Source organism: Ruegeria sp. CDSB136 (assembly GCF_059610965.1).
Genome location: NZ_JBXWOP010000006.1, coordinates 60879 through 81762, shown reverse-complemented (window position 1 = coordinate 81762; position 20884 = coordinate 60879). Strand labels below are relative to the sequence as shown.

Sequence of the window (20884 nt, the reverse complement as noted above, 5' to 3'; positions counted from 1 at the left end):
ACCATGCCTTTGAAAAAATCCTGGGTGGCTTCGGCCAATGACGCGACGCACCCGTTTCCGCTGAACAACCTGCCCTATGGGGTCTTTTCGACCGAGGGTGAAGAACCCCGTTGCGGCGTCGCCATCGGAGACATGATCCTGGACGTCACCACTGCCGAGGCCGAAGGCCTGATCAACTTGGGTGACGAGCCGCTTTTCGATTTGCCCTTTTGGAACCCGGTGATGGAGGAAGGCCCGGCCGTCTGGGGCGCATTGCGCGATCGGCTGACTGCCCTGCTGGCCGACGGGTCGGACGAACAGGCAAAGGTCGAGCCACTGCTGGTGCGACAGGATGAGGCCGAGTTGCACATGCCCTTTGCGGTCAGCGAATACACCGATTTCTACGCGGGCCGGAATCACGCTTTCAACGTTGGGACAATGTTCCGTGGCCCTGAAAATGCGTTGCCGCCGAACTGGCTGCATATCCCGATCGGTTATAACGGGCGCGCCTCCTCCGTGGTGGTTTCGGGCACCGATATTCGCCGTCCTTGGGGGCAGCTCAAATCGCCCGATCAGGATCTGCCGGCATTTTTGCCCAGCCGCCGATTCGATATCGAGCTTGAAATGGGGGCAATTGTCGGCACTCCGTCCGATGGTCCGATCTCGGTTCAGACGGCAGATGACCACATTTTCGGCTATGTCCTGCTGAATGACTGGTCCGCGCGCGATATTCAGGCATGGGAATACCAGCCGCTGGGCCCGTTTCAGGCCAAGGCCACCGCGACTTCGATCAGCCCGTGGATCGTCACCAAGGCAGCGCTTGTACCCTTCCGGTGTGACACACCGGAGCGTGAGTTCGAATTGTTGGATCACCTCAAGGATTGCGGCCCGATGCTCTATGACATCGAGCTGGAGGTCACGATGGCGCCCGAAGGCAAGGCAGCCACCACCATCGCGCGAACGAACTACAACGAGATGTACTATTCCGCTGCGCAACAGTTGGCCCATCACTCCACATCGGGTTGTCCGATGAATGCAGGTGATCTGCTTGGGTCAGGGACGATTTCGGGCGAGACAAAAGCCGAACGTGGATCCTTGCTGGAACTCAGCTGGGGTGGGAAGGAACCACTTACGCTGGACGGCGGAGAGACACGCAGTTTCATCGAGGACGGTGACACACTGACTCTGAAAGGTGCGGCCAAAGGGGATGGGTATGTCATCGGGTTCGGTGATTGCGTCGGAACCGTTCTGCCGGCACTGTCTGACCCCTATAAGTCCTGAGTTTTTTTGGAGACTTCCGACGGTCCTGCAGGCAGGCATCGGCGGGGGTCTCCATTGCAAGACTGTGGTGCGTTTGTAGTCATCATGTCTTCCGCGTCATCATTGCCCGCCTCCCAGATCAAGGCCCTGAATGAAGGCACTGATCTCTTCAGTCATGTCCTGAAACCGTGACCGTTCGCTGACATAAAGATAGACCTGCCTTTTGTCTGCAAGGTCCGAAATGGGCCGGAAGGCCGTCGCCTCGGGGATGAACCGGGCAACGGTTTGCGGAAGAACCGTCACCCATCTGCCTGTGCGCACCATCGTTACAAGCGAGTGTGTGTTGTGGATGGTGACATCCGCACCTTCGATGGCCTGCACAAATCGCGGCGAGCGGATCAGGCCGCACAATGCGTTCCGGATAAACGGAGCCGATGCGACATCATCAATTGTCGGTGCGGCTTCAGCTTTGATCAACGGATGGTCCGACGCGCAAACCAATCCGAACAGGTCTTCGAACAGGGCAATCGCCCGGAACCCGTTCAGTGCGTGGTGGCCCGAGGCAATTCCGATATCAGCCTTGCCCTCGACCAGCGCATCAAGCACCTGCTGAGTATCCGTATCGCGCAGTTCGATCTTTAAGCCGGGAAACCGCTGCGTCATATGCGCCAGCGCCGCCGGGAAAACCAGCGCCGCAACCGACGGGACCGAAACGATCCGCAACAGGCCGTGTTCGGCATCCGCTGCCGCTTCGATGTTCTGCACGGTTTGATCGAATTGACGAACCTGTTTCAGTGCAAGCTCGAACACCTGCTGCCCCAAAGGTGAAAGACGGTTCTTGCGCTCGCCCTCGAACAGTTTTTTGCCAAGGTGTTCCTCAAATTGCTTCAATGTCATCGACACGGCGGATTGCGTCCGCCCAAGCCTGTCGGCGGCTTCATTCAGCTGACCGGTTTGGGCAACGGCGCAAAAACACCGCAAAGTTTCGATCTTGATTGCCATGGTTCAAGATTCCTGAAGTTTTCTTCACTTATTTGAGTTTGACTGATGTTGCTGCAAAAAGCCATCCTGTCAGAAATCCTGTTTTTCGACTCTGGGGCGCATTGTGACCAAACTGAACCTGATCGCCGGCGAATGGCTGGCGGGAGAAAGCGAAATTGAAAACCGCAACCCTTCGGACCTGAGCGATCTGGTCGGCATGTTCGCGCAGGCCAGCCCGGACCAGTTGGACGCGACACTGGATCAGGCGCGCGTTGCGCAGGCCGAATGGGAGGCCTATCTGCCGGAGCGCAAGCAAGCCGTTCTGATGAATATCGGGAATGAGCTGATGTCGCGCGCCGAAGAGTTGGGCACGCTGCTATCACGAGAGGAAGGCAAACCGCTTGCCGAGGGCAAAGGCGAGGTCTATCGCGCAGGCCAGTTCTTTACCTATTACGCCGCAGAATGCCTGCGTCAGATCGGTGAAAATGCAGACAGTGTCCGGCCGGGTGTCGAGATTGACGTACGCCGCGAAGCTGTTGGTGTTGTGGCGATCATCAGCCCGTGGAATTTTCCCACCGCGACCGCTTCGTGGAAGATTGCCCCGGCGCTGTGTTGTGGCAACGCGGTTGTCTGGAAGCCCGCGAACATCACCCCGGCCTCGGCTGTGGCCCTGACCGAAATCATCGAACGGCAGGACATACCCAAGGGTCTGTTCAGCCTTGTCATGGGTTCAGGCCGATCCATTGGCCAACGACTGGTGGAAAGCCCAAAGGTCAACGCTATCTCGTTCACCGGTTCGGTTCCGGTCGGCAAGGGCATCGCTGCTGCCGCCATCCAGAACCTGACCAAGGTACAGATGGAGATGGGGTCCAAGAACGCTCTGGCGGTGATGGATGACGCTGATCTGGATCTGGCCGTCACACTGGCGCTTGGCGGCGCTTTTGGGGGCACCGGTCAGAAATGCACTGCGTCTTCGCGTCTGGTTGTTCATGCCGGTGTGCATGATGCGTTTGTCGAAAAGCTCGTGGCCGGTGCGAAGGCCTTGAAGGTCGGCCATGCCCTGCAGGATGGGGTGCAGATGGGGCCGGTTGTCAGTCAGCAGCAGCTCAAGGAAAACCTGAGCTATGTGGAGCTTGGCAAATCCGAAGGCGCTGAGCTTGCCTGTGGTGGCCAGTTGCTCGACATGCCGCATGACGGGTTCTACATGTCCCCCGGCGTGTTCCTGAACACGACCAACGATTTGCGCATCAACCGTGAGGAAATGTTCGCGCCCCTGACCAGCGTCATCAAAGTCGGCAGCTATGACGAAGCGTTGAGCGTGGTGAACGACACCAATTTTGGCCTGACCTCGGGTATTGTGACCAAGTCGCTGGCCCGCGCCACGCACTTCCGCCGCAATGCACGTACCGGTGTTGTCACGGTCAACCTGCCAACCGCCGGAACCGACTATCACGTGCCATTTGGTGGGCGCGGCGACAGCTCGTATGGCCCGCGTGAACAGGGCAAGGCGGCGGCCGAATTCTACACCACCGTCAAAACGGCCTATATCAGCGCGGGTCCCGTCTGATGAGGATTGACGGGCTGCAATATGCCAACTGGTCGGAAAAGATCTTTCGCCAACTGCGCGAAGGTGGCGTGGACGCGATCCACGTCACCATTTCGTATCACGAGAACTTTCGCGAAACGGTTCTGAACTTTGAAAAGTGGAACCGCTGGTTCGAGCAGTATCCGGACCTGATCATGAAAGGCCGTTGGGCCAGCGACATCGATACAGCCCGCGATACCGGCCGGACGGCAGTGTTCTTCGGGTTTCAGAACCCCAGTCCCATCGAGGACGATATCGGGCTGGTGGAAATCCTGCATGACCTTGGTGCGCGGTTCATGCAACTGACGTACAACAACCAGTCTCTTCTGGCGACCGGCTGTTACGAGGCCGAAGACACCGGCATTACCCGCATGGGCAAACAGGTCATCAAAGAGATGAACCGCGTTGGCCTTGTGGTCGACATGAGCCATTCGGCAGACCGGTCGACCATCGAGGCCGCCGAACTGTCCGAGCGTCCCATTGCCATCACTCACGCCAATCCGCACGAATGGTCTCCGGCCCTGCGCAACAAGCGCGCGGAGGTTATTCGTGCGGTGACGGAAAATGGTGGGATGCTCGGCTTTTCGGTCTACCCTCATCACCTGAAAGACAAATCCGCCTGCACGATTGAAAGTTTCTGTGAGATGATCGCACGTACTGCCGACACATACGGCGTTCAGCATCTGGGGATCGGCACCGATCTGTGCCAGGATCAGCCCGACAGTGTGGTCGAATGGATGCGTGTAGGGCGCTGGACGAAAGAGATCGATTACGGCGAAGGCTCGGCCAGCAATCCCGGCTTTCCGCCGATGCCGGACTGGTTCCGCGACAATCGCGATTTCGGCAACATCGAGACCGGATTGCGTACCGTCGGCATGAGCGAAGACGAAATTGCCGGTATCATGGGCGGTAACTGGTACCGGTTCTTTAATGAAAGCTTCGGACCCCAACACGCATGACACCCCCCGCCCCTCATATCGCGCGACGTGATCCTGCGAAGGTGATGCGCCTTTCCCGCCTGGGCTCGCTGCATCAATGTCGCCTCAGCTTCATGCGGCAACTGACGCGGCGCATGTCGGAGGAGGCCTGGGTTTTCTCTCGCCCGGTCTTTGAGATTGATGACAACGGTGTCGGCCATGCGGTTTATACAGCTTGCGGTCCCGAGCGCGCGTATTCTCTGGTCGCGTTTGCCCATGACCTGCCGCCCGAACAACGCTCGGACCGGGTGATTGCCGAGGCGTGGGATGCCACTTTCACAATGTTTGACGGGGTTCCGACGTCCGAGGATATCGCGCGACTGTCAAGGAATGTCCCGCTGCAAGAGGCGGGGCGCGTCAGCGAAAGCGAACTGTCCTTGTCCCGGGCCAACCGGTCCGTTCGCTTATGGACCCATGTTGTCGACAGTCTTGCCGCCGGTAAACAGCCTGAACTGGAGCAAATTTACAAGGTCGGCTATCTGATGCGGACAACGGCGGTTTACGGTTCCGGCAAGTTCGGCGCGGCCGATCGCGAAATAACGGCAGATCGTTCCGAAGTTAGTGGCCCGTTCCAGATCGAGATGCTGTCAGTCTACCTGACCCGGGTTTTTGTGCGCGATCTGGTACAGCATATGGCGAATGTCAAAGGCAATGGACAGGCTGCGGTGCTTGACCCGCAAATCGCACGCTGGCTGGGCATCGGCAATTCCACAGGGTTGGGAATGGCGCCGTTTATCGTCAACCATCCGATCCTGTTCAACAACTGGATCATGGCACGGGAAGAGGCCATCGCCCGCGTGCGCGGCATCGAAACTGCATCCAGCGACGAAGTTCGAAAATTCCTGAACATCTTTGACCGCAGCAAGCTGTCGACCTCATGGTGGCGGTCGGATCACCCGATACAGATTGAAAAACTGGCGACTCTGAACGCTGATCTGAAGGCCATCTCGGACTATCTGGAACAGGATGACCTGACGCAGAACCAACCCTGGGACCGGCTTGTGCGCTGGTCAGAGAACACGCTCAGCGAAGAAGGTCAGGAACTGGTCGCCTCGCTGATCATGGAACCCTACCCCGAGCTTGTGGATGGATTGGCAAGCTGCATGGCCGACAGCAACACGCAGGCGCATCTGATCGACGGCGCAATGACGGTGAAACAGGTCCGTTCGCTGATCCGCGAAAGCTTTGACTGGGCACTGGATGTTGATTGGACCAACCCGCAGAATTGCGCCCGGGCTTGGTATGTTTCGGAAGAAAAGCTGGAACCCAGATTGGGTGAGCGGTTCGAGGAGCCGATCTCGGACTATGAACAACCGCTGGCCCCAGCGCGGGATGCGGCGCTTGCCTGTCAGCAGCTTGCCAGTTGGCAGGACAACGCACCCATCGCTGAGTTTCTGCTGCAACACCCGGAACACCGGCATACGGTTCGACGGGCTCAGATGTCATGCGTCGCGCCCTACGGCGAAATCCGTGACAATACGATCAGTGCAGATGTTCTCCCCATCGACATGTTGCGTGCCAAACTCTCGTTTTTCGGAGCAACCCATTTCGATCCGCGGTCAGACCGATGGGTTCGCATCTGCATGTATTCAGGCGCGCCCTACCCCGAGGAATTGACCCCTCAAACGGCGGATCTGTGGGTTTACCCGGAGGCTGTGGAATGAGCTATTCCCTGAACGAGGTTGAAGCCACGGCCAAACGTGCCGCACGCGGCGCGGGCTACAGTTGGGGACTGGCCGAGGAAGCTGGCAAGGCAACACGCTGGCTTTGCGCGCAGGGGTTGGACGGTATCGGAGCGATGGCGCGGCTGCTGGAAAAAGAAACGATCCGGTCGGGCGAACGCGGTCCGTGTCCCCTTTCAAACGGCGCATATCTGTCCGACAGCGCGCATATTCTGAAGTCAGACCCTATGATGTTGCGGCAAGTCGAATGCCCACTCCTTCTGGTGCCGTTTGCGGCCTATGCCGCACGTCGATTGGATACTTGTGTTGCAATCACCTGCGATGGCGCTGAGATTGTTACTGACGGAGCCGTTGTTTCAACCTCCGATGCGCTGCCCAATCGTGCCGATCGCGTTGAAATCCGTCCAAGCGGCGATTTGACCAGCATCGCGCCACAGCGATCCCGCGCCATCCCAGACCCAAGCGATTGGGAGACCCTGAACAGGTTTGCCCACCGCACCTACGCCCCCGCCACCGAAGCCTCCCGCCTACTGGGTGCTGGTGCCGGGCTTTCCGACAATGACTGAAGAGAAACCCATGATCGAAACCCGCACCCTGACCCTCGCAGAAATCGAAGAACTGGCCTTTCGCGCGCTTGTCGCTGCGGGCACCACCGAGGCCAACGCCCGCCCGCTGGCAGTGGCCACCGCTGCAACCGAAGCGGATGGTGTTGCCAGCCACGGCCTCGCCTATATCCCGATTTATTGTGAGCATGTGCAGTGCGGCAAGGTGGATGGTCAGGCCGAGCCTGTTCTGACCCGCCCGCGCCCCGGTGTCATCAACGTCGACGCGGCGACGGGTTTTGCACATTCCGCCATCGATCTCGGGTTCGAGGCACTGACAAAAGCTGCCCGCGAGCAGGGCGTGGCAGTGCTTGCAATCCGCAACAGCTACAATTGTGGCGTTCTGGGGTATCATACCTACCGGCTGGCGCAGGCCGGTCTGGTGGGTCTGGGCTTTACCAACGCCCCCGCTTCGATCGCACCATCCGGAGGATCGAAACCTGTGGTTGGCACCAACCCGTTCTCGGTTGCGGTTCCCGGCCCGGACGGGCAACCGTCGCTGCTTATTGATCAGAGCGCCAGCACCATCGCCAAAAGCGAAGTGATGAAACACGCGCGCGAAGGCAAGGCCATTCCCGTCGGCTGGGCGCTGGACCCCGATGGCAACCCGACAACCGACCCCAATGTCGGCCTCAAAGGCTCGATGGCGCCGTCCGGCGGCTACAAGGGCGTGGGCGTTGCATTGCTGACCGAGGTCATGGCCGCCGCGCTGACCGGGGCCACCCTGGGCATCCATGCATCGCCGTTTTCGGGAACCGCCGGTGGCCCGCCCAAGACCGGCCAGTTCTTTATTGCGATCGATCCCGCCGCCACATCCGGCGACAGTTTCGCCACCGGGATAGGCGCGCTGGTAGGTGCGATCAGGGCGCAGTCGGGCGCCCATCTTCCGGGGGACGGTCGCGGCGCGAAGCGCGCTGCGTCACAGGCCGATGGGGTTGCAGTCAATGTTGCCACACTGGACAAAATCGAAACCTTCCTGAACTGAATCTGGCGGAACATGATCCGAAGGCAATCGCACGGAAATGTTTGAGCTTTGCGAAAGGGTCAAATAAAGAACGTTCGTTTTGTATATGACGGACCGCCGATATGCTGATCCTGATCAGGAATGCCAATCTTTTTACACCCAAGCCCTTTGGGATAGGTCATCTTTTGGTCGCTGCCGGACAGATCGTTTATCTGGGCCGGGACCTGCCTGATCTGGGCAGGCCCTTGCAGGTTGACGTGTTGGATGCCGAAGGCGCGCCGGTTGTGCCCGGTCTGATCGACGGCCATGCCCACATCACGGGTGGGGGCGGCGAAACCGGACCTGCCAGCCGAGTGCCGCCGATGGTATTGTCCTCGTTCACGCGGGCGGGCGTCACCTCGGTCGTTGGGGTTTTGGGGACCGACGATCTGACCCGCAATACGCAGACACTGGTGCAGCAAGCCTACGGTCTTCGCGCAGAAGGACTTTCGGCCTGGTGCCACACGGGCGGCTATCACGTCCCGCTGACCACGCTGACCGGGTCCGCCCGTGGCGACATCGTGTTCCTTGACCCGGTCATCGGTGTCGGTGAACTGGCGATCAGCGATCATCGCTCCAGCCAGCCGACACTGGACGAGTTCCTGCGCATTGCCAGCGAGGCGCATGTTGCAGGGTTGATGACAGGCAAGGCCGGGATCGTTCATTGCCATATGGGGGATGGCGTGCGCGGGCTTTCGATGCTGGAACAGGCGATCGAGACCAGCGAAATTCCGGCCCGGGTCTTCAATCCGACCCATGTCAACCGCAACAAGTCGCTGTTCGAACAGGCCGTCGCCCTTGCCCGTCATGGCTGTTTCATTGATGCCACGGCCTTTCCCTGCGCGCATGTCGATCCAGGCATTTCCGCTGCCGAAGCCTATGTTCAGTTTCGTGATGCCGGCGGGCGGACAGACCGCTTCACCATCAGCTCCGATGGTGGCGGCTGCCTGCCCGCATTCGACCATGAGGGCAATCTGACCCGTTTTGGCGTTGGCCTGTCTGACACATTGCCCGAAACGCTGGCCGAGATGGTGGGCATGGGCGTACCTCTGGATGAGGCTCTGCGCCCGTTGACATCAAATGTCGCCGACCTGCTGAAATTGCATGGAAAAGGCCGATTGAGCAACGGAAAAGACGCCGATCTGGTGGTTCTTGACGAAAACCTTGGCATACGGCATGTGATGGCGCGGGGGGAATGGCATGTCCGCAGCGCCCAGATAGCCCGGCGCGGCATGTATGAACAGATATAAGCGCCTGTGCGGCCCCGGCGGCTGCCCCGCTTCAGGACGAAGAAGGTAATCTTGACATGTGCCCTGCACCCGTTGATGCAGACACCCCTCGCGGGTTCATCATTCCGATTGGTGGCGGCGAAGACCGCGTGAAGGAAATGCAGATCCACCGCAAGTTCGTGGAGCTGTCAGGCGGCGCGGATGCCGACATCGTTGTGATCCCGACCGCCTCGATGCTGGAAGAAACGGGGCCGGACTATAACCGCATCTTTTCCGAGCTTGGCGCGGGTCAGGTCGAATTCCTGCCCATCTCGCGCCGCGCCGACTGTGACAACCCCGATTACGCCGGAATGCTGGACCGGGCGACCGGCATTTTCATGACTGGTGGCAACCAGTTGCGCCTGTCCGCGATTCTCGGCGGAACGCTGGTAGCGCAGAAAATCCGCCGCCGGAATGCGGCGGGCGTGCCGGTTGCCGGAACCTCTGCCGGGGCGTCGATCATGTCCGAACATATGGTCGCCGGAGGCAGCAGCAACTCGGCCCCCGCCGAAGGCAACATCACGCTTGCACCGGGCATGGGCCTGACCAACGCGGTGATCATCGACCAGCATTTTACCCAGCGCAACCGGCTGGGGCGCCTTCTAACCGCCTCATCTTTCAACCCTTTTCTGATCGGCCTTGGAATTGACGAGGACACCGCCGCCTTTATCGGCCCCGACAACGTCCTTGAGGTTGTTGGCAGCGGCACGGTCACGGTCGTGGATGCCAGCCATCTGACGCATTCGTCGATGTGGGATGCACGCCGGGGCGAAGCACTGAGCCTTTTGGGTCTTCGGCTTGACGTTCTGGGCGAAGGGTGCCGTTATGACCTGATGGCTCGCCAGGCTTTTCCGCCAGATGAGCATATGGCGTTCTACACCTTGCCCGATTTGTCCGGCGATGAGGACGCCTCCGGGGGGAAATGAACAATTAATAAACGAGGAGCCTTATGAAAATAATCTCTACCAATGTCTTCGTCGGTCCCAACGTCTGGGCAAGTTTTCCGGTTATTCGACACGTCATTGATCTGGGATTGTTGGAAGATTGGCCCTCGGCCCGAATAGGCCCCGAATTCATCGACGCATTGGTCGCGGCCCTCCCCGGCCTTGCCGAGCATGGCTGTTCCTACCGCGAGCCCGGCGGCTTTATCCGCCGTCTGCGCGAGGATGAAGGCACCTGGCTGGGTCACGTGCTGGAACATTGCGCCATCGAGGTTCAGAACGTGGCCGGCACGGATGTGACATTTGGCCGGACGCGGGGCACGGGCGAACCCGGCCAGTACAATATGGTCTACGAATACCGCCAGCGCGACGTGGGACTTGATGCCGGGAAACTGGCGATGCGCCTGCTGATGCACCTGCTGCCGCAAAACCTCAAGGACGCCCTGGACTATGATTTCGATCCCGATTTCGATTGGGACGACGAGTTGCGCAGCTTTGTTCTGCGTGCCCAACGCAAGGAATTCGGTCCCTCGACCGGGTCGTTGGTCAAGGCCGCCGAAGAACGTGACATTCCATGGATCCGCCTGAACGAAGGATCGCTGGTTCAGTTCGGGCATGGCAAGTATCAGCGACGCATTCAGGCGACCATCACGTCCGAGACCAAACATATCTCGGTCGAGATTTCCTGCGACAAGGAAGATACCCATAATCTGCTGAACGATCTGGGCCTGCCGGTGCCACAACAGCGCATGGTCTATTCGGCCCGCGAAGCCGCAAAAGCAGCTGGCCGGATCGGATTTCCGGTGGTGGTCAAACCGCTGAATGCCAATCACGGCCGCGGAGTATCGATCAATCTGAACTCGGAATCCGAGGTCGAGGCCGGTTTTGCCGAGGCCAAGGAACACTCGCGAAGCCGCGCCATTCTGGTTGAAAGCTTCATTACAGGATTTGATCACCGGATGCTGGTGGTGAACAACAAGCTGGTCGCCGTCGCCAAACGGGTTCCGGGTCATGTGATGGGGGATGGCAAGCATACGATTGCGGAACTGGTCGCTATCGTGAACCAGGATCCGCGCCGGGGCATCGGGCACGAAAAAGTGCTGACCATGCTGGAAATCGACAATCAGGCCAAACGCCTGATGGAAAACGCCGGTGTGACCGAAGAAACCGTTTTGCCGGAAGGAGAGGTTTTCTATTTGCGCTCTACCGCGAACCTGTCCACAGGCGGCACGGCCATCGACCTGACCGATGTGGTTCATCCCGACAACCGCGACATGGCTGAACGCGCCATCATGGCGGTTGGGCTGGATGTAGGCGGTGTCGATTTTCTGATCGACGACATCACCAAGTCCTACAAAGATATCGGCGGCGCGATTGTCGAGGTAAACGCAGCCCCCGGATTCCGGATGCACGTAGCTCCGTCCGAAGGCCAACCGCGCGATGTTGCCGGTCGGGTGATCGACATGCTGTTCCCAGTCGGGGACAAGACACGCATCCCCATTGCGGCAATCACGGGAACCAACGGGAAAACCACAACATCGCGGATGCTGAACCATATCATGAAAACCAGCGGCAAGACCGTTGGCATGACCTCGACCGACGGGGTCTATGTGGATGGCAAGCTGAGCGTCAAGGGCGACATGACCGGGCCCAAGTCGGCCCAGATCGTGCTGCGCGATCCGATGGTCGATTTCGCCGTGATGGAGACCGCGCGAGGCGGGCTGGTGCGTTCGGGCCTGGGCTATCAACGCTCGAACGTGGCCGCCTGTCTGAACGTATCCGCCGACCATTTGGGGCTGGGTGGCATCAACACGGTTGAAGAGCTTGCCGTGGTCAAACGCGTCGTGGTGGAAAGCGCCACGGATACGGCCGTTCTGAACGCCGACGACATCAACTGCCTGAAGATGGCGGATTATGCCGGGGCAAGTCAGATCTTCTATGTCACGACCAATCCCGGCCACAGTCTTGTGAAAGAACATATCAAGGAAGGCGGCAAGGCCATCGTGCTGGAAAAAGGCATGAACGGTGACATGCTGACCATCTACGACAATGGCCTGCATATCCCCGTGCTCTGGTCGCACCTGATCCCGGCGACACTGGAAGGCAAGGCGATCTTCAACGTGCAGAACGCCATGTTTGCTGCCGCCATGGCCTATAGTTTTGGCGTTGATCTGGACAACATCCGCCACGGGCTGCGGACCTTTGACACCAGCTATTTCCAGGCACCGGGGCGGATGAACGTTTATGACGAACATCCGTTCAAGGTAATCCTGGATTATGGCCACAACCCCGCCGCCCTGAAGGCAATGGCGGCGCTGGCCGACCAGCTAGAGATCAAGGGCCGCAGGCTGTGCGTCGTATCGATGCCCGGTGACCGTCGTGACGAGGACGTCGAGGACGCGGGCGCGGCGCTGGCCGGTCATTTTGACCACTTCATCTGCAAGGCTGACGACCGCCGTCGCGGACGCGGGCATGACGAAATTCCTCAGATGCTGCGGCAGGCGTTGATTGCAGGCGGCACGCCGGATGAGGCGATCACAATCATCCCTGATGAGGTCGAAGCGGTGACGGCGGGTCTTGAAATGGCAGCTCCCGGCGATCTGCTGGTGATATTCGGCGACGACACCACCCGCTGCTGGAAACAGATCATCTACTTCAATTCGGATGGAGACGCACCTGAAGCTGAAGCAATCGGCAAGCCTGCCCCTGTTGAGACCTCTTTCGAGGACATGTTCGACAGCGATCAGGCCCTGATCCGGGACGAGCGCGGCGTGCGTCTGGCCCGCGAAATCAGCGAAGACGCGGATTGAGCCGAGGGCACCGGAATGGACAGAATTGAAGAGCTTGAGACCGCGCTGACCATCCCCAGCGCGACCAGTGACGCGTTTCGGGTAGACGATGCGCGCCGGCTGACCGGGCCCGGGTTGCTCTGGGATCACCCGGGCGCAATCATGGACGTCTTTTTTGGCCAGGAGCAGTCTTCGCGTGTCATTGAGCTGTGGCAGCATCATGCACGTCGCGTGCTGGATGCGCTCGGCTGGCACCAAGAAAAGCTGACATATCGGGTATTCACCGGCGGCGTGAACCTTGCGATTTCAGCGCCGATGGATCAGCTATATTCAGCGATCTTTGCGGTCCAGACCGCATGGCATTTCTGTGCCGCGGCGCTGGTCGGGGAAACAACCGGCGATTTCGACAAGATGATCGCCGACGTCCGCGACGTCATGGCCAAAGAGGCAAATCCGGCCCTGATCGCCCTGATCCAGGCGGCCTCGGCGCGGGGCGTCGATATCCTGTGTGACGACGACAAGATTTCGATCGGCCACGGGGTCGGAAGCCAGATCTGGGCCTGGAACGCTCTGCCTGCGCCTGATGAAGTCGAGTGGGACGCCTTGCATAACATCCCCGTCGCCTTCATCACCGGAACCAATGGCAAGACCACAACGACCCGGCTGCTTGAGGCGATCGCCCGGGCGGCGGGCAAGGTTGCCGGGCTGACCTCGACCGAGTTTGTCCGCGTCGGCGACGACATCCTCGACCGTGGTGATTATTCCGGCCCCGGCGGAGCGCGCATGCTGCTGCGCGACCGGCGGCTTGAAGTCGCCTGTCTGGAGGTTGCCCGTGGTGGAATCCTGCGCCGGGGTCTTCCAACCCATGCCGCCTCGGCTGCGGCTGTCACAAATGTCGCCAATGATCATCTGGGTCAGTATGGCGTCAACACGGTTCCGGAGTTGGCGCATGCCAAGTTCGCCGTGCACCGCACCCTTAAGAAAGATGGCGTTCTGGCCCTGAACGCGGATGACGCGTATGTCCGGGATGAGGCACTGAACACGTCCTGCAGGATCTGGTGGTTCTCGCTGGACCAGAAAAACGCACTGATCCAACAATCCCGCGAGCAAGGACATTGTTGTGCCTTCCTGCGGGACGAGATGATTGTGTTCTTCGATGGCTTCTCGGAACAACCGGTGATTTCGGTTCACGATGTGCCGCTCGCCATGGGCGGGGCTGCCAGGTACAATATTCTCAACGCAATGACTGCGCTGTGTCTGGCCCGCGCACTCGATATCCCGATGCAGGCCATTCGCGCCGGATTGTCCGGGTTCAAGCCAGACGCCAAAGATAATCCTGGCCGGTGCAACGAGTTTTCACATAACGGCGCCCGTGTCTTTGTCGATTTTGCGCATAACCCACATTCGGTCGCAGCGGTGTGCGAGGCTTTGTCCGGACTTCCGGCAAAGCGCCGCTTCATACTGCTAAGCCATGCCGGGGACCGGTCCGATCAGGACATCATCGATGTCACGCAAACGGCCTTGCGGTTCCAGCCGGATGTGGTCGTCGCTGCCGAGCTTGAGGGCTATCTGCGGGGACGCAACCTTGGTGAGATTCCAAAGCTGATTAAGCAGGCGGCAATGGACAAGGGTCTTCGGGATGAGCAGATCCTGAGCGCGCCTTCCCCGACCGAGGCGAGCAGGACAATACTGGATCAGATCGAACCGGGCGATCTCGCCCTGTTGCTGGTCCTGTCCGAGCGCGAGCAAGTCTTAAAACTGCTGGAAAACTGAACCCCTACGCTGAATCCGAGAGCCTCGGGCGGTGAAATTCGAACACCGCCCTGCCCAGCCGATCCGATTGTCCTGCCAATAATTCTGTATTGACGCATGCCCGGGTCTGAGGCACTTAGCTAGTAGATGGTTCCCGAAGGAAGACCCGAGGGATGAAAAGGGAATACGGTGCGGCCCTGAAGGCCAAGTCCGTAACTGCCCCCGCAACTGTAAGCGGTGAGCGACGCCAAACACCCACTGGCCGAATAGGCCGGGAAGGAAGGCCAAGCAAGGACCCGCGAGTCAGGAGACCTGCCATCAGTGTTCAACCAACCCAGGGCGGGGCGCCCTGGAAGGAGGCTTAGATGGCACGTCAGTCACGTGTTTACATGATCAGCACCTTCTGTCCGCGCTTGGCAACAAGTGGAGCGGACCATGTCAGACGCCACTGATCATATTCTTCTGATCTGTTCGACATGCAACGGTGATTTGTCTGCGGACAAAATACGCTCTTCTTTGTCAGATGCGCTACCTTCCGGGTTTGCCATTCGCACGGTCGATTGCATGGCCGGGTGTGCGCAGCCGACAACTGTTGGGTTTCAGGCCGCCGGCAAAGCCCAATACCTGTTCGGTGACATCCGGACCCCGCATGACATCGCGGCCTTGGCCGAATTCGCGTTGCAATATCAGAACAGTGCCGATGGATGGACATGCGCGTCCGACAGGCCGAGCGCGCTTTTTGACAAAACCCTTTCCCGTTTGCCCCGAATGATTTTGGAGGAGCCTTCATGACGACCTCTGCATTTCTTGCCGTGCGTGACGTCGAATACTATGCGCTGAATGGTGATGTTCTGCTGCAAGCGGCGTCTTTTGAACTGGAAGAAGGCGCAATCCTTGCAATTGCCGGGCCGAACGGGGCCGGGAAGACGACGCTTCTGAACCTGTTGTGCGGCACGGCCGAACTGGTGCTGGGCGACGTTTTGATCAATGGGCGCAGCCTGAAACACATGCCCGCCAACGAGCGCGCCCGAATGATCGCTGTTGTCAGTCAGCACGAACTGCCGGATAGCAGACTGTCTTTGCGGGAATATGTGGCCTTGGGGCAAATCCCGATCCGGGCTGATCGGTCGAAAGAGGGCCACGCCGCCGAACTGGACAGGGTTTTGAACCTGACAGGTCTGAGTGATCTGGCGGACAAACGAATGGGCGTACTTTCCGGGGGTGAACGTCAACGTGCGCATATTGCGCGCGCTCTGGCACAGAACCCTTCGCTTTTGTTTCTGGACGAACCGACAAACCATCTGGACCCCGACGCCAAGGGGCGGATGCTGTCGCTGGTTGCCGAGTTGGGCATCACGGTGGTTATGATCGTCCACGACCTCGTCATGATCCCCGAATTCGCCACCCATGTGGCCATGATGAAATCCGCGCGGCTCACGGGCTTTGGTCCCGTGGCCGATGTGCTGACCTCGGACCAGGTTCGGGAAACCTTTGGCGTCGACTACCTGTACTTTCACCATGAGGGCCGCGTGATTCCGGCGCTGGATATCCGAAAAACCTCGGTCTCAAACTAACCCTAGGAGCATCTTTGAATGAAACAGATCTGGTCGGTGGTCCTGACCACAGCCCTGGCAGGCGGTGCGTCGGCGCAAGAAATTGCCGTCGACAATTGCGGCAAGCCGCTGGTTTTTGAAACTGCGCCCGAGCGGATTGTCGTGCACGATATGAACATGACCGACATGGCCTTTGCGCTGGGTCTGCAGGACAAGATCGTCGGGCTGACCGGCATCACCGGATGGTACAAGACCAGCCCGGAATTCGATACGCTGCGCGGCGACATTCCCGAGCTTGCGCCCAAATACCCAACGGTCGAGAACCTTGTGGCCGCCGAACCCGATATGTTCTTCGCGGGCTGGTATTACGGGATGAAGCCGGGCGGAGACGTGACCCCTGACACGCTGGAACCCTTTGGCATCAAGACCTTGATCCTGTCCGAAAGCTGCGTGCATCTGGACAAGGACCGCCCCGAAGCCAGCATGAACCTGCTGTTTGATGACGTTCTGCGCCTGGGCCAGGTCATGCAGGTCGAAGACAAGGCGAAGGAACTGGTTGATGGTTGGAAAGAAGAACTGACCGAGATCGAAACCCGGACAGCCGATCTGCCCAAACCGCGCGTTTTCCTGTTGGATGGTCCGGCTGATGCGCCCTTCACCGCGGGCAAGTTTGCCATTCCCGATGCGATGATTTCCGCAGCGGGCGGTGAAAACGTGACCCATGACATGGATACAAGCTGGGGCCGCACCTCGTGGGAAACGGTGGCGGCCGCCAACCCCGAATTTCTGGTGCTGCTGGATTACCAGACCGGCAACGGCGCCGAGGATACCTTCAAATTTCTGCAGGAGCATCCGGTGATGTCCCAGACCGATGCCGTCAAGAACGAGGCCTGGATTGGCCTGCGGTACGAGGAACTTACCCCCGGACCGGCAAATATCGAGGCGATCCTGAAAATGGCGCAGGCCATGCATCCGGATCTCAACTGATATGGGTCGACTTGGCCTGACACTTCTGCTGGGGGCGGTCGTTCTGGCCGCCCTTTTGCTGATCTCAACCATCTACGGCACCACATCCATTCCGGTTTCCGACACGTTCACCGCTGTCTTGCTGGGAACAGGTCTGAGTGACGGGGAAATGTCGCCGTTGCACCGGATCGTGTTTGATTTGCGCCTGCCGCGCGCCCTGTTCGCGGCCGTAATCGGCGCCGGGTTGGGCATCGTCGGCGTCGTCCTGCAAACCACAACCCGCAACGATCTTGCTGATCCTTTCCTGTTCGGCCTGTCCTCGGGTGCGGCGGCCGGCGCCGTGTTCGTGATCACCGTGACCGGCGACGTGCTGGGCTTTTGGACCCTGCCGTTGGCCGCGTTCTGCGGCGGGCTTGTGGCGTCGGGCATCGTGCTGGCGCTGGTTCACGGTTTACGCACAAGCGCGCCCGAAAAACTGATCCTGGCCGGGCTTGCGGTTTCGTTCCTGTTCTCGGCCATCACCAACTACCTGATTTTTGCAGGCGACAGCCGCGCCGCGCATTCCGTGATTTTCTGGATGCTGGGCGGTCTGGGCCTGGCCCGCTGGGAGACGTTTCCGCTGGTCTGCGCAGGCCTGCTTCTGATCCTGAGCTTTTCTCTCTACCGCAGCCGCTGGCTCGACGCGCTGCTGACCGGCGACCTTACTGCCTCTACCCTCGGCGTACCCGTGCGCGGACTGCGGTTCAGCATGTTCTTTGTTGCGGCGCTGGCAACGGCGGTGTTCGTCTCGGTCGCCGGTGTCATCGGTTTCGTCGGTCTGATGGTCCCTCACATCGCCCGCGGAATCGCGGGGCCGCTGCATGGCCATCTGCTGCCGACCGCAGCTCTCGTCGGCGCCGCATTGCTGACGGGCTCGGATATTATCAGCCGTTTGTTGCTGGCCCCGCAGGAATTGCCTGTCGGGATCGTGACAACCTCAATCGGATCGGCGTTCGTGTTCCTGCTCCTGTTCAGGACCAGAGCCCGCTGACCGGACCCTTTCCACCTTCCATCCAGGGCGCAAGCAGCGGCTGGTGCGAACCATTTATGTGCCCCGCTTCCTCTGTGCATCTCTGACAAGTGCGGCGAGGCGATAGAACCCGTGTGCCATCTTGGTATAGGGCATGAGCAGGAAGAAGGTCAGAACCGACCCCAGATGGATGGCCAGAAGAGCGGGCATCACTGTGGTCGAGCCGAGCACGTAGAGGACAAGGCCGCTGAGGCCAACAAACCCCAACAGCAGGATAAAGCCCATCTCTCCACCCCACGCGGACGTGTCGCCTAGGTCACGATCGGATTTCTGCTTCAACATGACCATGCCGCCACAGCCGATGGTCAACAGGATACCGCCTGAGACGCCAAGCAGTTTGGGTAATGACCAGAATCCGTAGGGTGCATACAGGCCAAAGCCGTAATGCATCGCTGTCGCAACCGAGGTTGAGGCAAAGCAAAGCAGGAACCCATACATGATCGCCTGATGCATGTGTCGGCGGGCGTGGCTGAACCGGTCTTCATCTTCGAAATTGCAGCCTTCGCCGTGGCCGGCCGCAAGATCCTGCATCGTCCCGGCGCGTTTGAACGCCGCTGTCAGATCGGCCCATTGGACTGACTTTCCGTCAACCGCACGCCAATAGCGGCGCAAGCTGATGGCGATGCTGAACAGCGGCAGCAGGAAGGCGGGCATAAAGATCGCCACCATCGCATTGTGGGAAAGAACCGCATAGAAACCTTCGCCGCCAGAAGACCCGATTGCCCGGATCGCCCAAAACAGCGCGGCAAAACCGAGGACCAGCGCAAGCGCAATTGCCCCTCCTTGGGTGTGGAAGCGACGCGCCAAAGGCTGGGGCCAGGCGAAGCTTTCCCAACTGTCCCGGCGCACTTCGGCCAAAGCAGCAGGCAGGTTCAGATCAAACTCGTGCGGGGCGGTGTACTGGCAGGCATAATAGCAACCCCTGCAATTGTGACAGAGGTTGGCAAGTTGTGTGATGTCGCCATCCGAGAACGCGCGCTCGGCGTGCAATGACGGGAAAACCGAGCAGTAACCCTCGCAATACCGGCAGGCATTGCAAATCTCGGCCTGACGGCGGGCTTCCTGTATCAGTTCAGTTTGCATAAGCGGCGGCCTCACGTCCTGCGATACGTCCGAAAACCGTTCCAATGGTCATGCCGAACCCGGCCAGATACCCCTGCCCCAGGATCGAGCCGGCCATGGTTTCCCCCGCCGCCCAAAGGTTCCTGATCTTGCCGTTAGGGGTCGAACACTGTGCCGTCTCGTCGACCTTGAGCCCCAGATAGGTGAAGGTCACACCGGTGCGCAGCGAGTAGCCATAGAACGGCGGTTCCGAGATTGGGCGGGCCCAGTTTGTCTTTGGTGGTGTCAGGCCGGATGTGGAAACTCCGTCCAGCTCGGTTGGATGGAAGCCGCTGACGTCGCCACAGGCGGCATTGAATTCGGCGACCGTTGCCTTCAGCTTTCCGGCAGGCAAGTCCATTGTGTCGGCCAGTTCATCCAGAGTATCAGCCTGAAGCGGCGGGAAAACAGAAGGCATGAACAGGTTCAGCGATTTGGCGTCGATGATCACGTAGCCCACCTGTTCCGGCTGAGCTGCCACCAGACGACCCCAGATCGCGTAACGCTTGGGCCAGACATCCTCGCCCTCGTCATAGAACCGCTCGGCGTTCTTGTTCACGACGATGGAGAACGGCACGCAGTCAAGACGGGTGACAATGCCGCCGTCAAACTTGGGCGCGCGTCCGTCGATCGCAACGGCATGGCATTGGGTCGGGTCGCCGACACTCTCGACACCCTGATCCAGCAGATCGGCCAGCACCACACCGCGATTATAGGGCGTTCCACGGACCAGGAAGTTTTGCGCCGCCGGTCCCCAGGCACGGGTCAGCCAATCGGTGTCGGCCTGAAACCCGCCCGAGGCGACAATGACGGCCTTCGGTGCGATGCGGTGGGACTGCCCCTCGTGGGTATAGTCGACCCATTCGACCCTGTCGCCATTCAGTTCCAGATGGGTGACGGCAGCCTCGTACAGCACTTCAACGCCCAGCCCTGCCGCTGTTCTGTAATACGCATTAACCAGAGACTTGCCACCACCCATGAAAAACGCATTTGTTCGCGCCAGCGACAGGGTCCCCGAAAGCGACGGCTGGAACCGGACCCCGTGTTCTTCCATCCAAGGCAGGCATTCCTCGGAAGTGCGGATCGCCAGCCGTGCGAGACGCTCGTCAGTTTGTCCGTCGGTCACCTTCAAAAGATCGGACAGGTATTCGTCCTCGCCATACGCTTCGACAAGCGGGCCCAGTGGGCCCGAGTGCATGCAGCGAAAGTTGCGGGTGTGGCGCGAGTTTCCACCGCGATAGGGTTTCGGTGCTGCCTCCAGGATCAGGACACGGGCGCCCGCCTCGGCTGCCGTCATCGCGGCGCAGAGGGCGGCATTTCCCCCGCCGATCACTGCAATATCATAAGCTTCGGTTTGAGGTGCCATTTCCGGTTGT

At 59.7% G+C, this 20884-nt stretch carries 17 protein-coding genes and 1 riboswitch; of the genes, 14 read left to right on the top strand and 3 right to left on the bottom strand.

The genetic code is table 11. The annotated features are described in order from the left end of the window. The first annotated feature begins 3 nt into the window (after positions 1 to 3). The gene (fahA, locus tag AC2FIR_RS08335; RefSeq protein ID WP_496762117.1) at positions 4 to 1260 is read left to right on the top strand and encodes a fumarylacetoacetase; all 1257 of its coding nucleotides are present in this window, start codon (positions 4 to 6) and stop codon (positions 1258 to 1260) included. A 99-nt stretch (positions 1261 to 1359) separates the two neighbouring features. Here the strand turns inward: fahA and AC2FIR_RS08330 are convergent, their stop codons facing one another. Next, a complete protein-coding gene (locus AC2FIR_RS08330; protein ID WP_170815753.1) occupies positions 1360 to 2241 on the bottom strand; it encodes a LysR family transcriptional regulator in 882 nt (293 codons plus the stop codon). Between the two features lie 103 nt (positions 2242 to 2344). On the opposite strand from AC2FIR_RS08330, the gene AC2FIR_RS08325 reads away from it, so the two are divergent. From AC2FIR_RS08325 to AC2FIR_RS08265, 13 genes are all read left to right on the top strand, one after another. Then, positions 2345 to 3787, top strand: coding sequence for an aldehyde dehydrogenase family protein (locus tag AC2FIR_RS08325; protein WP_496746392.1), 1443 nt, complete (start codon positions 2345 to 2347; stop codon positions 3785 to 3787). Further along, entirely contained in the window at positions 3787 to 4764 is a 978-nt protein-coding gene (locus AC2FIR_RS08320; RefSeq protein ID WP_496746390.1) for a membrane dipeptidase, read from the top strand. The genes AC2FIR_RS08325 and AC2FIR_RS08320 overlap by 1 nt, the downstream gene beginning before the upstream one ends. Continuing rightward, positions 4761 to 6446, top strand: coding sequence for a hypothetical protein (locus AC2FIR_RS08315; RefSeq protein WP_496746389.1), 1686 nt, complete (start codon positions 4761 to 4763; stop codon positions 6444 to 6446). The genes AC2FIR_RS08320 and AC2FIR_RS08315 overlap by 4 nt, the downstream gene beginning before the upstream one ends. Further along, entirely contained in the window at positions 6443 to 7030 is a 588-nt protein-coding gene (locus tag AC2FIR_RS08310; RefSeq protein ID WP_496746387.1) for a DUF3726 domain-containing protein, read from the top strand. Before AC2FIR_RS08315 ends, AC2FIR_RS08310 begins: the two co-directional genes overlap by 4 nt. A 10-nt stretch (positions 7031 to 7040) precedes the next feature. Beyond that, complete coding sequence (locus tag AC2FIR_RS08305) at positions 7041 to 8051, top strand: Ldh family oxidoreductase (RefSeq protein ID WP_496746385.1); 1011 nt, start codon at positions 7041 to 7043, stop codon at positions 8049 to 8051. A 101-nt stretch (positions 8052 to 8152) separates the two neighbouring features. Beyond that, entirely contained in the window at positions 8153 to 9319 is a 1167-nt protein-coding gene (gene iadA / locus AC2FIR_RS08300; RefSeq protein WP_496762115.1) for a beta-aspartyl-peptidase, read from the top strand. Positions 9320 to 9375: 56 nt separating this feature from the next. Then, positions 9376 to 10263 (top strand): cyanophycinase, encoded by an 888-nt coding sequence (locus AC2FIR_RS08295; protein WP_496746381.1) that lies wholly within the window; start codon positions 9376 to 9378, stop codon positions 10261 to 10263. A gap of 23 nt (positions 10264 to 10286) precedes the next feature. Next, positions 10287 to 13088 (top strand): cyanophycin synthetase, encoded by a 2802-nt coding sequence (gene cphA / locus AC2FIR_RS08290; RefSeq protein ID WP_496746379.1) that lies wholly within the window; start codon positions 10287 to 10289, stop codon positions 13086 to 13088. 15 nt (positions 13089 to 13103) lie between these two features. After that, positions 13104 to 14840 (top strand): Mur ligase family protein, encoded by a 1737-nt coding sequence (locus AC2FIR_RS08285; RefSeq protein ID WP_496762113.1) that lies wholly within the window; start codon positions 13104 to 13106, stop codon positions 14838 to 14840. 110 nt (positions 14841 to 14950) lie between these two features. Then, positions 14951 to 15153: riboswitch (cobalamin riboswitch) on the top strand. A 101-nt stretch (positions 15154 to 15254) separates the two neighbouring features. Next, a complete protein-coding gene (locus tag AC2FIR_RS08280) occupies positions 15255 to 15611 on the top strand; it encodes a DUF1636 family protein (protein ID WP_170614809.1) in 357 nt (118 codons plus the stop codon). Next, positions 15608 to 16393 (top strand): ABC transporter ATP-binding protein, encoded by a 786-nt coding sequence (locus AC2FIR_RS08275; protein WP_170614810.1) that lies wholly within the window; start codon positions 15608 to 15610, stop codon positions 16391 to 16393. The genes AC2FIR_RS08280 and AC2FIR_RS08275 overlap by 4 nt, the downstream gene beginning before the upstream one ends. A gap of 18 nt (positions 16394 to 16411) precedes the next feature. Further along, complete coding sequence (locus AC2FIR_RS08270) at positions 16412 to 17359, top strand: ABC transporter substrate-binding protein (RefSeq protein WP_170614811.1); 948 nt, start codon at positions 16412 to 16414, stop codon at positions 17357 to 17359. 1 nt (position 17360) lies between these two features. Continuing rightward, positions 17361 to 18368 (top strand): FecCD family ABC transporter permease, encoded by a 1008-nt coding sequence (locus tag AC2FIR_RS08265; protein WP_170614812.1) that lies wholly within the window; start codon positions 17361 to 17363, stop codon positions 18366 to 18368. Positions 18369 to 18422: 54 nt separating this feature from the next. On the opposite strand, the gene tcuB is transcribed toward AC2FIR_RS08265, so the two are convergent. Both tcuB and tcuA read right to left on the bottom strand, forming a co-directional pair. Beyond that, positions 18423 to 19490 carry a tricarballylate utilization 4Fe-4S protein TcuB gene (gene tcuB, locus AC2FIR_RS08260; RefSeq protein WP_496715992.1) on the bottom strand — a complete coding sequence of 356 codons (1068 nt, stop codon included), beginning with the start codon at positions 19488 to 19490 and terminating at the stop codon, positions 18423 to 18425. Continuing rightward, complete coding sequence (gene tcuA, locus AC2FIR_RS08255) at positions 19480 to 20874, bottom strand: FAD-dependent tricarballylate dehydrogenase TcuA (RefSeq protein ID WP_170614814.1); 1395 nt, start codon at positions 20872 to 20874, stop codon at positions 19480 to 19482. Before tcuA ends, tcuB begins: the two co-directional genes overlap by 11 nt. Positions 20875 to 20884 lie beyond the last annotated feature (10 nt).